The 15,639-nt window shown below is 63.1% G+C and carries 14 protein-coding genes and 1 other RNA gene; 12 read left to right on the forward strand and 3 right to left on the reverse strand.

The annotated features are described in order from the left end of the window. The first annotated feature begins 50 nt into the window (after positions 1–50). The 3 genes from ffs to K6M89_RS17945 all read left to right on the forward strand — a co-directional run bounded on the left by ffs (position 51) and on the right by K6M89_RS17945 (position 2,410). Positions 51–147, forward strand: an RNA gene (gene ffs / locus K6M89_RS17935) — signal recognition particle sRNA small type. A 45-nt stretch (positions 148–192) separates the two neighbouring features. Beyond that, positions 193–2,064 (forward strand): DNA polymerase III subunit gamma/tau, encoded by a 1,872-nt coding sequence (locus tag K6M89_RS17940; protein WP_222140364.1) that lies wholly within the window; start codon positions 193–195, stop codon positions 2,062–2,064. Positions 2,065–2,086: 22 nt separating this feature from the next. Further along, on the forward strand, positions 2,087–2,410 hold the full coding sequence (locus K6M89_RS17945; RefSeq protein ID WP_222140365.1) for a YbaB/EbfC family nucleoid-associated protein: 324 nt from the start codon (positions 2,087–2,089) through the stop codon (positions 2,408–2,410). An 86-nt stretch (positions 2,411–2,496) separates the two neighbouring features. On the opposite strand, the gene K6M89_RS17950 is transcribed toward K6M89_RS17945, so the two are convergent. Beyond that, positions 2,497–3,114 (reverse strand): MOSC domain-containing protein, encoded by a 618-nt coding sequence (locus K6M89_RS17950; protein WP_222140366.1) that lies wholly within the window; start codon positions 3,112–3,114, stop codon positions 2,497–2,499. Between the two features lie 53 nt (positions 3,115–3,167). Between K6M89_RS17950 and recR the strand changes: the two genes are divergently transcribed. After that, entirely contained in the window at positions 3,168–3,773 is a 606-nt protein-coding gene (recR, locus tag K6M89_RS17955; RefSeq protein WP_004676724.1) for a recombination mediator RecR, read from the forward strand. Positions 3,774–3,784: 11 nt separating this feature from the next. Further along, positions 3,785–5,023: a lytic murein transglycosylase gene (locus K6M89_RS17960; RefSeq protein ID WP_222140367.1), complete on the forward strand. Its 1,239-nt coding sequence runs from the start codon at positions 3,785–3,787 to the stop codon at positions 5,021–5,023. Positions 5,024–5,028: 5 nt separating this feature from the next. Here the strand turns inward: K6M89_RS17960 and K6M89_RS17965 are convergent, their stop codons facing one another. Beyond that, positions 5,029–5,484 carry a GNAT family N-acetyltransferase gene (locus K6M89_RS17965; RefSeq protein WP_222140368.1) on the reverse strand — a complete coding sequence of 152 codons (456 nt, stop codon included), beginning with the start codon at positions 5,482–5,484 and terminating at the stop codon, positions 5,029–5,031. A gap of 8 nt (positions 5,485–5,492) precedes the next feature. After that, on the reverse strand, positions 5,493–7,172 hold the full coding sequence (locus K6M89_RS17970) for an MFS transporter (RefSeq protein WP_222140369.1): 1,680 nt from the start codon (positions 7,170–7,172) through the stop codon (positions 5,493–5,495). Between the two features lie 197 nt (positions 7,173–7,369). On the opposite strand from K6M89_RS17970, the gene rimP reads away from it, so the two are divergent. The 7 genes from rimP to K6M89_RS18005 all read left to right on the forward strand — a co-directional run bounded on the left by rimP (position 7,370) and on the right by K6M89_RS18005 (position 15,625). After that, positions 7,370–7,975 (forward strand): ribosome maturation factor RimP, encoded by a 606-nt coding sequence (gene rimP, locus K6M89_RS17975; protein ID WP_097581271.1) that lies wholly within the window; start codon positions 7,370–7,372, stop codon positions 7,973–7,975. A 60-nt stretch (positions 7,976–8,035) separates the two neighbouring features. Then, positions 8,036–9,637, forward strand: coding sequence for a transcription termination factor NusA (gene nusA, locus K6M89_RS17980; protein WP_097581270.1), 1,602 nt, complete (start codon positions 8,036–8,038; stop codon positions 9,635–9,637). Further along, positions 9,634–10,329, forward strand: a complete 696-nt coding sequence (locus tag K6M89_RS17985; RefSeq protein WP_222140370.1) for an RNA-binding protein — start codon at positions 9,634–9,636, stop codon at positions 10,327–10,329. The genes nusA and K6M89_RS17985 overlap by 4 nt, the downstream gene beginning before the upstream one ends. A gap of 99 nt (positions 10,330–10,428) precedes the next feature. Beyond that, entirely contained in the window at positions 10,429–13,167 is a 2,739-nt protein-coding gene (gene infB / locus K6M89_RS17990; RefSeq protein WP_222140371.1) for a translation initiation factor IF-2, read from the forward strand. Positions 13,168–13,327: 160 nt separating this feature from the next. Next, positions 13,328–13,732, forward strand: coding sequence for a 30S ribosome-binding factor RbfA (gene rbfA / locus K6M89_RS17995; RefSeq protein WP_222140372.1), 405 nt, complete (start codon positions 13,328–13,330; stop codon positions 13,730–13,732). Positions 13,733–13,744: 12 nt separating this feature from the next. After that, positions 13,745–14,677 (forward strand): tRNA pseudouridine(55) synthase TruB, encoded by a 933-nt coding sequence (gene truB, locus K6M89_RS18000; protein WP_222140373.1) that lies wholly within the window; start codon positions 13,745–13,747, stop codon positions 14,675–14,677. 96 nt (positions 14,678–14,773) lie between these two features. Then, positions 14,774–15,625 (forward strand): alpha/beta fold hydrolase, encoded by an 852-nt coding sequence (locus K6M89_RS18005; protein WP_222140374.1) that lies wholly within the window; start codon positions 14,774–14,776, stop codon positions 15,623–15,625. The last annotated feature ends 14 nt before the right edge of the window (positions 15,626–15,639 follow it).

Raw genomic sequence — 15,639 nt, forward strand, 5'->3', positions numbered from 1 at the left:
TTATCATGTTGGCTTGCTTTTGATGACGATATTGCCGATATGTGCATCCGGGAGGTTGGTGGTGGACGAGCCACTCGCCAACCGGGTCAGGTCCGGAAGGAAGCAGCCCTAACGAGCCCGGCACGGGTCATCGTGCCAGCCTCCCACCTTCTCTTTACGAAGTGCCCGGCATTCCGGGCGACAAGCAGGGCGATGAGCGACACCGAGCGACAATCAAAAGATGCCGCCTCGACGGGCACCGGATACCGGGTGCTGGCTCGCAAATACCGCCCCAAGGATTTCACGGACCTGATGGTCGGCCAGGAGCCGATGGTCCGCACGCTCACCAACGCCTTCGAGACCGGCCGCATCGCGCAGGCCTATATGCTGACCGGCGTGCGCGGCGTCGGCAAGACGACGACGGCGCGCATCCTGGCGCGGGCGTTGAACTACAAGACGGCAGAGATCGACAAGCCGACGATCGACCTTCGCACGCCCGGCGAACATTGCCAGGCGATCATGGAGGGCCGCCATGTCGACGTGATCGAGATGGACGCCGCATCCCATACCGGTATCGACGATATAAGAGAGATCATCGAACAGGTGCGCTACCGACCGGTTTCGGCGCGCTACAAGGTCTATATCATCGACGAAGTGCACATGCTGTCGACGCAGGCCTTCAACGGTCTGCTGAAGACGCTGGAAGAGCCGCCGGAGCATGTGAAGTTCATCTTCGCCACCACCGAAATCCGCAAGGTGCCGATCACCGTGCTGTCACGCTGCCAGCGTTTCGACCTGCGCCGCATCAGCGCCTCCGATCTGGTCGGATTGTTTACGACGATTGCGGCCAAGGAAGGTATCGAGGCGGAAGCGGACGCGCTGGCGATGATCGCACGCGCTGCCGAAGGCTCGGCGCGCGACGGCCTGTCGCTGCTCGATCAGGCGATCGCCCATGGCGCCGGCGCCGTGCAGGCCGAAGCCGTGCGTGGCATGCTTGGCCTTGCCGACCGCGCCCGGATCGTCGATCTCTTCCAACATATCGTCAAAGGCGATGTCGCCGGCGCCCTCGGCGAATTCCAGAGCCAGTACGAGGCCGGCGCCAATCCTGTCGTGGTGCTGACCGATCTCGCCGATTTCACCCATCTGGTGACGCGGTTGAAATATGTGCCGGATGCGGCAAACGATCCCTCGCTCAGCGAAATCGAACGCACGAAAGCGGCGGAACTGGCCAAGGGCGTTGCGGTGACGACGCTGTCGCGCATCTGGCAGATGCTGCTGAAGGGTATTCCCGAAACCGAAGGCTCGTCGCGCACGGCAGGGGCGGCCGAAATGGTGCTGATCCGGCTGGCGCATGCCGCACATCTCCCGGCGCCCGAGGATGCGGCGCGGCGGCTTGCCGAATTTTCCGGCGACGGTGCCGGCTCGCGCCCCTCCTTCCCGCCTTCCGGCGGTGGTGGCGGCAACGGAACACGGGTTCCCTATCAGAGCAGCATCGCGGCGCGGGCGCCGGAGCCGACACCGCGGCCGCAGCCCTCAGGGCCGACCGCGATGCTGCGCGCCATCCCCAATCCGGAACCGCAGACAATCGGCCGCGTCGAGACAAAGCCGGCTGAAGCGCCGAAGCCGCTGGTCCCGGTCAATTCGATCGGCGATATCGTCGACCTCGCGGCCGAAAAGCGGGACGTCAAGCTGAAGGCACTGGTGCGCAACTTCGTGCGGCCCGTGAGCATCGAGCCTGGCCGGCTGGACGTGAACCTCACCGAGGGCGCACCGGCCACGCTGCTGAACGAGCTCGCCGTCAAACTCAAGGAATGGACTGGCATCCACTGGATCGTCAGCACCAGCCGCGAAGAGGGCGGGCCGACGATGGTGGAGGCGGAAGCCAAGGCGCAGCAACAGCGGGTCAGCGATGCCCGCGAGGACCCCGATGTCGCCGCCATTCTTGCGCAGTTTCCGGGCGCCAAGATCATCGACGTGCGCGTCAGGGTGCCGACGCCGGAGGAGGAAGCGGAAGAGGCGACACCGCCTGCCGCCGCCGAATCCGAAGAAGGTGATATCCTGCCGGGCGACGACATAGAATTCTAAGGTTTCAAGAAGGAGAGAGACGATGCGCGACATCATGGGCATGATGGGCAAAGTCAAGGAAATGCAGGCCAAGATGGAGCAGATGCAGGCGGAGATCGCCGAGCTCTCGGCCGAAGGCAAGGCGGGCGGCGGCCTCGTCACCGTCGTCATGTCAGGCAAGGGCGAGCTGCAGAGCCTGAAGATCGACCCATCGCTGTTCAAGGAAGACGATGTCGAGATCCTCGAGGACCTGATCGTCGCCGCCCACAAGGACGCCAAGGACAAGGCCGAAGCGCTCGCCGCCGAAAAGACCAAGGCGCTCACCGCCGGCCTGCCGATCCCTCCCGGCTTCAAGCTGCCGTTTTAATAGCAGGCAATTCGATCTTCCATTTCACCGCTGTTGCCATGGGCGATGTGACAATCGCCTTCGCGAGGCACAGGCGAAATTGGCGCCTAGCGCTGCGTTTCCAACATCGCCCGCAGCTTGTAGTGAATAGGGGCAGCGAGATATCGCGCCCGGCCCGCCTCGGAAAGCCGTCGGCCGAAGGTTTCCATCAGCTCCGGCATGGTGACTTTGTCGCCGGCAAATGACTGATGCTCCACCGGCATTCCGGCTTCGGCGATGCCGCCGCGGATGACGCGGCAATAGATGCCGGGGCGGGCGGCATCGGTATAGCGCTTGACGAATTTCGGATCGGCCATCCTGGCGGCGAAGGTGGCGCAGGGGATGCGGCATGCACTGACTTCGAGGACGAGATCGCTTGATATGAAGCGGTCGCCGACGGAAACGTCGCGATTGTCGAGGTCCGATATCACCATGTTTTCGCCGAAGGTGCCGGGGCCGCAGGGCCGGCCAAGTTCTTGTGCCCACCAGTCGAGCGTCAGCGATCCCTCGATATAGACCGCCTGATCGACGCCGCCATGGTGTTTGCGGTTGCAGATCGCGTCGCCGACCAGCCCTTCGGCATCGATCATCACGGCGCCGTTGACGGCGTGTTTGAAGATGCCGGTCTTGTAGCTCTTGCCGGGCAGCCTTTCTGCATTGCCTCTACACAGCGCCAGGATTTTCATGGGACGATCCTTCCGCGATTCCGTTTTCGTTGCATATCAGCTAAGAACGGCGCATGGCAAAACGAGTCACCGGCCCCGAAATCGAAAAACTCATCCAGCTTCTGGCGAAGGTGCCGGGCCTCGGGCCGCGCTCGGCACGCCGGGCGGCACTGCATCTGATCAAGAAGAAGGACCAGCTGCTCGGACCGCTGTCGAACGCGATGGGCGAGGCCTATGACAAGGTGAAGATCTGCTCGCGCTGCGGCAATGTCGATACGGTCGATCCCTGCACGGTCTGCACCGATGCTCAGCGCGACCAATCCGTCATCATCGTCGTCGAGGATGTCTCGGACCTCTGGGCGCTGGAGCGGGCCGGCGCGATGAACGCCGCCTATCATGTGCTCGGCGGCACGTTGTCGCCGCTCGACGGGATCGGCCCCGACGATCTCAATATTCGCGGGCTGATCGACCGGATCGGCGAAGGCGGCATCCGGGAACTGATCATCGCCGTCAACGCCACCGTCGAAGGGCAGACGACGGCACATTACATCACCGACCAGCTGCAGGGGCTCGACGTGAAGATCACGCGGCTGGCGCATGGCGTGCCGGTCGGCGGCGAACTCGACTATCTCGACGAGGGTACGCTGGCGGCAGCGCTACGGGCTCGGACGGTGATATGAAGGGGATTTATATGCCGCGAATACTCGCACTCGCTGTAGTGGCCGTCCTCCTCCCGCTCTCCGCCCACGCAACCCCATCGAAAACCGATGTCGAGGCGCAATTCGAAAGCTGGGTGCAGAAGGACCTCTGGCCGCAGGCCAAGGCGGGCGGCATTTCCGAGAAGACTTTCAAGGCAGCTTTCTCGGGCGTCGCGCTGAACTGGAACCTGCCGGATCTCGCCCCGCCGGGGTTCCCGCCGGCCAAGGAGCAGAAACAGACACAGGCGGAGTTTTCTTCGCCCGGTCCCTATTTCAATGAGGACCGGCTGAAGAGGCTCGCTGCAACAGGGCGCGGCTTTGCCGCGCAATATGGTTCGACGCTGAAGCGGATCGAGAAGACCTATGGCGTGCCGGGCTCGATCGTGCTTGCCATCTGGGGCCGGGAGACGGGCTTCGGCGCGGCGAAGATCCCGAATTCGGCGGTCGAGGTGCTGGCGACCAAGGCCTTCATGTCGACTCGCAAGGAAATGTTCCGCACCGAGCTGGTGGCGGCGCTGCATATTCTCGACGGCGGCGACGTGACGCCCGCCGAATTCAAGAGCTCGTGGGCCGGCGCGCTCGGCCAGCCGCAATTCATGCCGACGAGCTATCTGAAATATGCGGTGGATTTCGATGGCGACGGTCACCGCAATATCTGGACCTCCGTGCCGGATACGCTTGCCTCGATTGCCAATTACCTGGTCAAGAAAGGCTGGCAGCGCGATCGTGACTGGGGCTTCGAGGTCTCGATCCCGGAGGCAGTTTCCTGCGCGCAAGAGGGTCCCGACCTCGCGAAGCCGCTTTCGCATTGGGCTTCGCTCGGCATCGCGCGCATCTCCGGCAAGGACTTTCCCGCAAGCGAGATGAAGGGGGAGGGCATGATGCTCGTGCCGGCCGGCCGCGACGGGCCCGAATTCATCGTCACCCCGAATTTCTACATCATCAAGGAATACAACAACTCCGATCTCTACGCGCTCTATATCGGCAATCTCGCCGACCGGATCGGCTCCAATGCCGGCGCCTTTGAGGGCCGATGGGGCGATGTCGGCAAGATGCTGCGCTCGGATGTCGCCGCCATGCAGAAGGCGCTAGAGCGGCAGGGCTATGACGTCGGCGGCTCCGACGGTCTGCCGGGCTACAAGACGCGGCGGTCGATCGGCCAGTGGCAGACGAAGAACGGCATGAAGCCGACCTGCTTTCCCGAGGCCACGATGAAGGGCAAGCTGAAGTAGCCGCTTCAGAGGTTGCGCTTCAGCCCTTCATGGCTCGCGACGAAGCCGAGCTTCCCGTAGAAGCGGATCGAATCCGCCCGCGTCTTGTCCGATGTCAGCTGAACGAGGCCGCAGCCCCGCTCGACGCACTGGGCGATCGCCCATTCGATGAACTCGGAGCCGAGGCCGGAACCGCGGAAACCCCGCGCGATTCGCACGCTCTCGATCTGCCCGCGCCACATGCCCGCCCTCGACAGGCCGGGAATGAAGCTCAGCTGCAGACAGCCGACAAGCTGATCGTCCGCATCGCTTGCCACAGCGAGCATCTGATTGGCATCCGCCTCGATCGCGGCGAAAGCTGAGAGATAGCGCGCATCGATGGGGTCCGAGACGATCTCCCTGGCGCTGCCGAGATCGTCATCGGCCAAGAGCCGGACGATGGCGGCAAGATCGGATTGGCGGGCGAGCCTGAAACTGAACATGCCTCTCCCTAATGGTGCAGATCGATCGGCGCTTTATGGAAGACGTCATCGCCCGGCGGTATGGCCTGGCGCTCGATCATCCGGTGAACATGCGGCGGACCTTCGCCGCGGTGAAGGGCGCGCAGCCTGTCGATGTTTTCGGCATCGGCCTGCGTGCGCCGCTGGTTGTGCCTGATGTATTCGACCCAGGTCGGCGTGTGGTAGGTTTCGGTCCAGAGCCCGGGATTTTCGAGATCGCGCATCAGCGCCCAGTGCCGCGCGCCATCGCGGATGCGGATACGCCGCCGCTCGCCCATCAACGTCATGAATTCCGCAAGATCGTCGTCGGCGATCTCGTAGTCGACCTGGATGACGATCGGGCCGCTGCGCGGCGTGATGTCGAGGCTGAGCGCCGGCGCGGTGAAGCGGTTCAGCGGATCGAGATTGAGCGAGGCGAAGGCTGGCATCGAAAAACGCAGGCCGATCGCAATCCCAAGCAACATGACGACGGATGAGATCAGCAGCGCATTGGCGACGCCGTAGCGATCGGCAGCAACGCCCCACAGCCAGCTGCCGCCGGCAATGCCGCCGAAGGTGACGGTCTGGTAGAGCGACAGCGCGCGGCCCACCACCCAACGCGGAGTCGAGAGCTGGACGATAGTGTTGAAGAGCGACAGCGCCGAGACCCAGCAGGCGCCGGCGACGAGCAGTCCGGCTGAGGTGAGGACGGCGCTCGGGCTGACGGCCGCAATGACGGCGCTGAGCGCAAAGCCGGCAAAGGCCAGGCGGATGATCGTCTCGCCGGAAAGCGCCTGGCGAATTCTCGCACTCAGCACGGCGCCGCCGATCGCGCCGATGCCGAAAGCGCCGAGCATGAAGCCATAGGTCAGCGGTCCGCCGGCCACCAGATCAAGCGCGACCACCGGCAGCAGCGCCAGGATCGAGCTGGCGCCGATGCCGAAGATGAGTCCCCTGACGAGAACCTTTTCGAGATTGGGCGACATCGAGACGTATCGCAGGCCGGCAAAGATGGCGCTGGCGAGCGCCTCCCGCGGCAGGGTCGAAACCGGCGCGCTCGGACGCCAGCGCGATAGCGCGTAAATCAATGGCAGGTAGCTCAGCGTATTGACGGCAAAGGCCGCGGCGGCGCCGGCGGCTGCCACGATGGCGCCGCCGATCGCCGGCCCGACGCTGCGGGTAATGTTGAAACCCATGCTGTTCAGGGTGACGGCGCCAGGCAGATCGGCGCGCGGCACCATGTCGCCGACCGAGGCCTGCCAGGAGGGATTGTTGAGCGCCGTGCCGCAGCCGATCAGGAAGGTGAAGAAGAGCAGCAGCCAGGGCGTGATCCAGCCGAGAAGCGCACATGCCGTCAGCAGGCCCGAGACCGTGAGCATCATGCACTGCGCCGTCAGCATCACCCGGCGGCGGTCGTAATTGTCTGCGAGCGCACCGGAGATCAGGGAAAACAGCATGATCGGCAGCGCTGTCGAGGTCTGCACCAGCGCGACCATATCCTCCGACGCGGTGATCGTCGTCATCATCCAGGCAGCACCTACCGCCTGGATCAGACCGCCGAAATTCGAGGAAAGGCTCGCAAACCATATGGCGCGATAGGTATCGTGCCGCAAAGGCGCCAATGTCGACGAAGTGTACGCCACAATTTCTCCCGCTTTTGTCATTGCCCCCGCCGGGCAATATATGCGCATGACCGGCGCTGGCCATAGGCGCGTTCACCTTGTCGGAGGCGAATTGGCGGAATCGGCCGCAGACCTTGCAATTTCGTAAAAACCCGACTATATGGCTCTCAAATTCTTGATCGCTTGATGAAGAGTGGGCCGCAAGGACCCGCTCTTTTTTATTAGCGCGATCGCCCGAACAGCAGAAATTGCGAGGAGCGCACCGCTTGTCGGACATGACGAACGCAGACAACGAAGTTGAGCCGCGGCTGATTACCGAAACCGGGCTTGACCAGCGTCTTGCCGATATCATCGAACCCGTTCTCATCGGGATGGGCTTCCGGCTGATCCGCGTCCGCATGCTGAACCAGAACGGCATGACGATGCAGGTGATGGCCGAGCGCAACGACGGGACGATGACCGTCCAGGACTGCGAAGAAGTCTCGATGGCGATTTCCCCCGTCCTCGATGTGGAAGATCCGATCGATAAAGAGTATCATCTCGAAGTGTCTTCGCCCGGCATCGACCGTCCGATGGTGCGGAAATCCGATTTCGTCCGCTGGCAGGGCCACCTTGTGAAATGCGAGACGTCGATCCTGATCGACAATCGCAAGCGCTTCCGCGGCAAGATCGTCGAAGCAGGCGTCGATGGTTTCACGCTCGAGCGTGACCAGGTCGCTTACGGGGAAGAGCAGAAGGTCACCATTCCCTTCACGGCGCTTAGCGATGCGAAGCTTATTTTGACCGACGACCTGATCCGCGACGCGTTGCGCGCCGACAAGCTGGCAAAAGCGCAGGCCGCCAACCAGAACGAAGCGGACGAGCAGGAATAACCGATTAACAGACCGCTCCCAGGGACGGGAACCCCGGAGTAAAGACGGAGAAACAAGACAATGGCAGTCAGTGCGAACCGGCTCGAACTTCTGCAGATCGCAGATGCAGTGGCGCGCGAAAAGGTCATCGACCGCGAGATCGTGCTTGCCGCAATGGCCGATGCCATTCAGAAGGCGGCACGCTCGCGTTACGGTACCGAATCCAACATCCGTGCCGACATCAATCCGAAGACCGGCGAAATCCGGCTGCAGCGCCTGCTCGAAGTCGTCGACAAGGCCGAGGATTATTCGACGCAGATCCCGCTCGAGCTCGCCCGCGACCGCAACCCGGACGCCGCCCTCGGCGATTTCATCGCCGATCCGCTGCCGCCGATGGATTTCGGCCGTATCGCCGCACAGTCCGCCAAGCAGGTGATCGTGCAGAAGGTGCGTGAAGCCGAACGCGATCGCCAGTTCGACGAATTCAAGGATCGGGTCGGCGAAATCGTCAACGGCACGGTCAAGCGCGTCGAATATGGCAATGTCATCGTCGATCTCGGCCGTGGCGAAGGCATCATCCGGCGCGACGAAATGATCCCGCGCGAGAACGTGCGCTATGGCGATCGCGTCCGTGCCTATGTCTATGACGTCCGCCGCGAACAGCGCGGCCCGCAGATCTTCCTGTCGCGCACGCATCCGCAATTCATGGTGAAGCTCTTCACCATGGAAGTGCCTGAAATCTACGACGGCATCATCCAGGTGAAGTCGGTCGCCCGCGATCCGGGCTCGCGCGCCAAGATCGCCGTGATCTCGAACGACAGTTCGATCGATCCGGTCGGCGCCTGCGTCGGTATGCGCGGCTCGCGCGTCCAGGCCGTCGTCGGCGAGCTTCAGGGTGAGAAGATCGACATCATTCCGTGGTCGCAGGATCCGGCGACCTTCGTCGTCAACGCCCTGCAGCCGGCCGAAGTCGCCAAGGTCGTTCTCGACGAGGATGCCGAGCGCATTGAAGTGGTGGTTCCCGACGAGCAGCTGTCACTTGCGATCGGCCGTCGCGGCCAGAACGTCCGCCTGGCGTCGCAGCTGACCGGCTGGGATATCGACATCATGACGGAGGCCGAGGAATCGGAACGCCGTCAGAAGGAATTCAACGAGCGCACCAACCTGTTCATGGATTCGCTCGACGTCGACGAAATGGTCGGCCAGGTTCTGGCATCGGAAGGTTTCGCCGCCGTCGAGGAACTCGCTTATGTCGATCTCGACGAAATTTCTTCGATCGACGGATTCGACGAAGATACGGCGCAGGAAATCCAGACCCGCGCCCGCGAATTCCTCGAGCGTCTCGAAGCCGAGATGGACGAGAAGCGCAAGGCGCTCGGCGTTCAGGACGAGTTGCGCGAAATCGACGGCATGACCGCCCAGATGATGGTGGCGCTCGGCGAAGACGGCATCAAGACGATCGAGGACTTTGCCGGTTGCGCCGCTGACGATCTCGTCGGCTGGACGGAACGCAAGAACGGCGAAACGAAGAAGTTCGAAGGCCTGTTCTCGAAATTCGACGTCTCGCGCGTCGAAGCCGAGCAGATGATCGTCCAGGCCCGCCTGTCGGCTGGCTGGATCACCGAAGAGGACCTGGCGAAGGGGACCGAAGAAGAGGTCGCCGAAGCCGAACAAGAAGCATGATGACCGCGCATGAGCCGGACGCTCTCCCTGACGAGGACGACGATCTTGCAGGTTATGACGTGAACGGACGCATGTGCATCGTGACGCGCGAAAGCGGATCGCCGGAAGAGCTGATCCGCTTCGTTGCCGCTCCCGATGGAACCGTTGTCGCCGATCTGAAGCGCGAGCTTCCGGGGCGCGGATGCTGGGTGAAGATCGACCGGTCGCTGGTCGACCGGGCGGTGGCGAAGAGGCTCTTCGCCCGCGCGCTGAAAAGCGATGTAAAGGCCGCGGACGATCTCGGCGCGAATGTCGACCGGCTGCTGGCGGCGCAATTGATGCAGATGATGAATATGGCGCGGAAAGCCGGCCAGTTCATCAGCGGCTCCTCGAAAGTGGACGCCGCGGTCAGAAGCGGAGCAGCCCTTGCGGTGTTCCACGCAACTGACGCGGCGGACGACGGTGTGAGGAAAATCGACCAGGCCCGCAAGGCCTGGCACCTCGGAATGGAGACCGAGGAGGAGATACCTTCCTTTCGTCTCTTCTCGGAGAGCGAAATGGAAGGCCTGATGGGCCAGAATGCTTTTATCCATGCCGCAGTGCTTGCAGGGCAGGCGGGTGAGGGTGTAGTGAAGCGCGCAAAGATGCTCGAACAGTACCGTATTGGCGGTCAGTCCCGGGCAGCGGGCGGCGCTGGCCGGCAAAAACAATGAAGCGGTCACCGGCATCGGCCGGTCCCATCATTGATCGACAGTATTTGAACGACAGGGTCTGATCTAGTCATCGCTCCCTGTCCGAAGGAACGGGAACGAATGACCGATAGTAACGACGACAAGACAATCAGCGTGACGGGCAAAAAGACGCTTACCCTGAAACCATCGGGGATGAGCCAGGGCACCGTTCGCCAGGATATGGGTCGAGGTCGCACCAAGGCGGTCGTCGTCGAGACCCGCAAGCGGCGCCCGCTGCGTCCGGAAGACGAAAAGCCGATCACACCTGCCGCCTCCGTGGCTCCCGTCCGCGCCCCCGAACCGGCGCCGGCGCCCGTGCAGGCGCGTCCGCAGCAGCCGGCACCGGCACCGCGGATTCACCAGGGCGGCAACAATTCCAACCAGCGTCCGCAGCAGTCCTACCAGGCGCCGCGCCAGAACGATCGTCCGCGCCCCGTGGTGCTGAACCATCTGTCGCCGGAAGAGATGGACGCCCGCCGCCGTGCGCTTGCCGAATCCCAGGCGCGTGACGCACAGGATGCGATCCGCCGCGCCGAGGAAGACAAGCGCCGTGCCGCCGAGGAGATTGTCCGCAAGGCAGCCGAAGCAGAAGAAGCCGCCCGCAAGGCAGCCGAAGAGGCTGCCCGGCAGGCCGAGGCACCCGCTGTCGCTGAACCGGCAGCCGCTGAGGCAGCATCGGCTCCCGTCGCCGCCGAAGCTCGTTCGGAGGCTCCGCGGCCTGCGGCTGCACGCCGGCCAGATGCCGCAGCCCCCGCTGCCGCCCGTCCGGCGCCCGGCGCCGCCGCGCCGGCCGGTGCCCGTGGCCGTCGCCCTGAAACGGAAGACGAAGATCGTGGCGCAGCACGCGGCGGTCCGGCCCGTGGCCGCGTCGTTCGCCCCGAACCCGCAAAACCGGTGACGACGCGTCCGAAGACGGATGAAGAGCGCCGCCGCGGCAAGCTGACCATTACAACCGCCGACGCAGACGGCGACGACAACGCCCGCGGCCGTTCGCTTTCGGCAATGCGCCGCCGGCAGGAGAAATTCCGCCGCAGCCAGATGCAGGAAACGCGCGAGAAGATCTCCCGCGAAGTCGTCCTGCCCGAAACCATTACCATTCAGGAACTGTCGCAGCGCATGTCCGAACGCGCCGTCGACGTCATCAAGTACCTGATGAAGGAAGGCCAGATGATGAAGCCGGGCGACGTCATCGACGCCGACCTTGCCGAACTCATCGCCGGCGAATTCGGCCATACTGTCAGGCGCGTATCGGAGTCCGACGTCGAACTCGGCATCTTCAACGTGTCCGACGAGGACGGCGAACTGGTTTCGCGCCCGCCCGTCGTCACCATCATGGGCCATGTCGACCACGGCAAGACCTCGCTGCTCGACGCCATCCGACATGCCAACGTGGTTTCCGGCGAAGCCGGTGGCATTACCCAGCATATCGGCGCCTATCAGGTGGAGCAGAACGGCCAGAAGATCACCTTCATCGACACTCCCGGCCACGCCGCCTTCACGGCGATGCGTGCCCGCGGCGCGCAGGCGACCGACATCGCAATCCTGGTCGTTGCAGCCGACGACAGCGTGATGCCGCAGACGATCGAATCGATCAACCACGCCAAGGCGGCTGGTGTTCCGATCATCGTTGCGATCAACAAGATCGACAAGCACGAGGCCGATCCGCAGAAGGTCCGCAACCAGCTGCTGCAGCACGAAGTCTTCGTGGAAACCATGGGCGGCGAAGTGCTCGACGTCGAGGTTTCGGCCAAAACAGGCAAGAACCTCGACAAGCTGCTCGAGGCGATCCTGCTGCAAGCCGAAATTCTCGACCTCAAGGCCAATCCCGACCGGACGGCGGAAGGCACCGTTATCGAAGCCCAGCTCGACCGCGGCCGTGGTTCGGTCGCGACTGTGCTCGTCCAGAAGGGCACGCTGCGTCCGGGTCAGATCATCGTCGCCGGCGATGTCTGGGGCCGTGTGCGTGCGCTGGTGACCGACAAGGGCGACCATGTGAAGGAAGCAGGTCCCGCGACCCCGGTCGAGGTCCTCGGTCTTTCCGGCACGCCGCAGGCAGGCGACAAGTTCGCTGTCGTCGAAAGCGAGAGCCGCGCCCGCGAAATCTCGGAATACCGTCAGCGTCTTGCCCGCGACAAGGCGGCTGCCCGCCAGTCTAGCCAGCGCGGCTCGCTGGAACAGATGATGATCCAGCGCCAGAGCGCCGGTATCAAGGAGTTCCCGCTTGTCATCAAGGGCGACGTGCAGGGCTCGATCGAAGCGATTGCCGGCGCGCTGGAGAAACTCGGCACCGATGAAGTCCGCGCCCGCATCGTCCATTCGGGCGCAGGCGGCATCACCGAGTCGGATATCTCGCTCGCCGAAGCCTCGAACGCCGCCATCATCGGCTTCAACGTTCGCGCCAATGCGCAGGCACGCCAGTTCGCCGAACGTCAGGGCCTCGAAATCCGCTACTACAACATCATCTACGATCTCGTGGATGACGTGAAGGCGGCGATGTCGGGCCTGCTGTCGCCGGAACGGCGCGAAACCTTCATCGGCAATGCCGAGATCCTGGAGGTGTTCAACATCACCAAGGTCGGCAAGGTCGCAGGCTGCCGTGTCGTCGAAGGCAAGGTCGAGCGCGGGGCGGGCGTCCGCCTCATCCGCAACGACGTCGTCGTTCACGAAGGCAAGCTCAAGACCCTCAAGCGCTTCAAGGACGAAGTCTCCGAAGTGCCGATGGGTCAGGAGTGCGGCATGGCCTTCGAAAACTACGAGGACATGCGCGTCGGCGACGTCATCGAGTGCTTCCGCGTCGAACACATCACGCGCACGCTCTAACCGTCAGGCGCCTCGCCTACCAACAGCTTTCCAGAAGCCATCCGCCAGCCGGCGGATGGCTTCTGGTATCTGGCGGCCTTGACCTTTCCGGCCAAAAGAGTCATGGACGCTCTCCTTTGACGGGTTCGATTCCCAGCCGCATCGGCAAACAGAGATAACAATGACCAGACCAACATCCTCCGCGCCTTCGCAGCGCATGCTGCGCGTTGGCGAACAGGTCCGCGCCGCGATCACCCAGGTGCTGCAGCGCGGCGAAGTGCGCGACGACGTCATCGAGGCGACCGTGATTTCGATTTCGGAAGTGCGCATGTCGCCGGACCTCAAGATCGCCACGGCTTATGTGACGCCGCTCGGCGTTTCCGACCACAGCATCGTCATCGAGGCGTTGAACCGCCATGCGAAGTTCATCCGCGGCCGGCTCGGGCCGCAGCTCCGCCAGATGAAATACATGCCGGAAGTGCGTTTCCGCGACGATACCAGCTTCGACAATTACAAGAAGATCGACGAGCTCTTGCGTTCGCCCGAGGTGAGCCGCGATCTCGACGGCGACGACGACGAACAATAACAGAAGAGACGCATGTCCAAACCACGCAAACCCAAGGGCCGTCCGATTTCCGGCTGGCTGATTCTCGACAAGCCGGTGGATTTCGGCTCGACGGAAGCCGTTTCCAAGCTCAAATGGCTCTACAAGGCGCAGAAGGCCGGCCATGCCGGCACGCTCGATCCGCTCGCCTCCGGCATGCTGCCGATCGCGCTCGGCGATGCGACCAAAACCGTTCCCTATGTGATGGACGGCCGGAAAATCTATGAGTTCACCGTCAGCTGGGGCGAGGAGCGCGCCACCGACGATCTCGAAGGCGATGTGACCCAGAGCTCGGAAAGACGCCCGACCGAGCAGCAGATCCGCGATATCCTGCCCCGCTATCTCGGCACCATCAGCCAGGTGCCGCCACAGTTTTCCGCCATCAAGATCGCAGGTGAACGCGCCTATGATCTGGCCCGCGACGGCGAAGCCGTCGAGATTCCCTCACGCGAAGTCGAGATCTTCCGGCTGACGCTGCTTGCCTGCCCGGATGCGAATACCGCGCATTTCGAAGTCGAATGCGGCAAGGGCACTTATGTCAGGGCGCTTGCCCGCGATTTCGGCCGCGAGCTCGGCTGCTACGGCCATATATCAGGGCTGCGGCGCACCTTCGTCGCGCCTTTCCAGGAAGAAGCCATGGTGCCGCTTGCCAACCTCGTGGCGCTCGAAGCGATCGAAGACATGGATGAGCGGCTCGCCGCCCTCGATGCGTTGCTGATCGACACGTGCGAAGCGCTTTCCGCCCTGCCCCACCTCGTCATCAACGACGACCAGGCACATCGGCTGAAGATGGGCAATCCGATCCTGGTGCGCGGCCGCGATGCGCCGATTGCCGAAAGCGAAGCCTATGCGACGGCTCGTGGCAGGCTGATCGCGATCGGCGAGATTGGCCAGGGCGAGTTTCGCCCAAAGCGGGTTTTCGCCTGAGCCTGTACAGCTGACGGTTGCCAGACGTTCGCGATGCGATATCTTCCTTTCGGGCCGTAACGGCCCGAGGGGCCATGGTGGCCCGAGGGGAAAATTATGCGCGCAATCGCAATTGGAATACTGACGTTCTTTTCGATGTTCCTGGCCGTCGCCGGCGCGCATTCCGGCGAGCGTTGGGCCGGGCTCCCGGCCTTTCCTGACATGCCGGCGCCGAAGACGAGCGGCGTGGCTGATGTGAACGACATCAGGATGTATTATGCCGAATATGGTGAAGGCGAGCCGATCCTCTTCATCCATGGCGGCCTTGGCAATACCGGCGTCTGGGGTCGCCAGATCGCCGAATTCGCCAGGGATCATCTGGTCATCGTTGCCGACAGCCGCGGTCACGGCCGCTCGACGCGCAGCCAGCAGCCCTTCGGCTACGATCTGATGACATCGGACTATGTCGCCCTGCTCGATTATCTGAAGATCGACAAGGTGACGCTCGTCGGTTGGTCGGACGGCGGCATCATCGGCATCGACATGGCGATGAGATATCCGGAAAAGCTGACGCGGGTCATTGCCCAGGCTGCCAATGTCACCACGGACGGCGTCAAGCCCGACGTCTTGAGCAACAAGACCTTCAACGAATACATCCGCGTCGCCGGCGAACAATACCGGAAGCTGTCGCCGACACCGAACGAATACGACGCCTTCGTTACGCAGATTTCGCAGATGTGGGCGACGCAGCCGAACTGGACGGCGACGGAGCTTGGCAAGATCGCGCTGCCGGTCACGCTTGCCATCGGTGATCATGATGAGGCCGTAAAGCTCGATCATACCCAGATGATGGCGAAAGAAATTCCGGGCGCAAAGCTCGTCATCCTGAAAGACGCCAGCCATTTCGCCATGCTGCAGGATCCTGCCGGCTATAATGCGATGATCCGGGACGCCATGACGGGCCGCTGAAAGCTGCTGCGGGG

The organism is Rhizobium croatiense, from assembly GCF_019793465.1.
Taxonomy (GTDB): domain Bacteria; phylum Pseudomonadota; class Alphaproteobacteria; order Rhizobiales; family Rhizobiaceae; genus Rhizobium; species Rhizobium croatiense.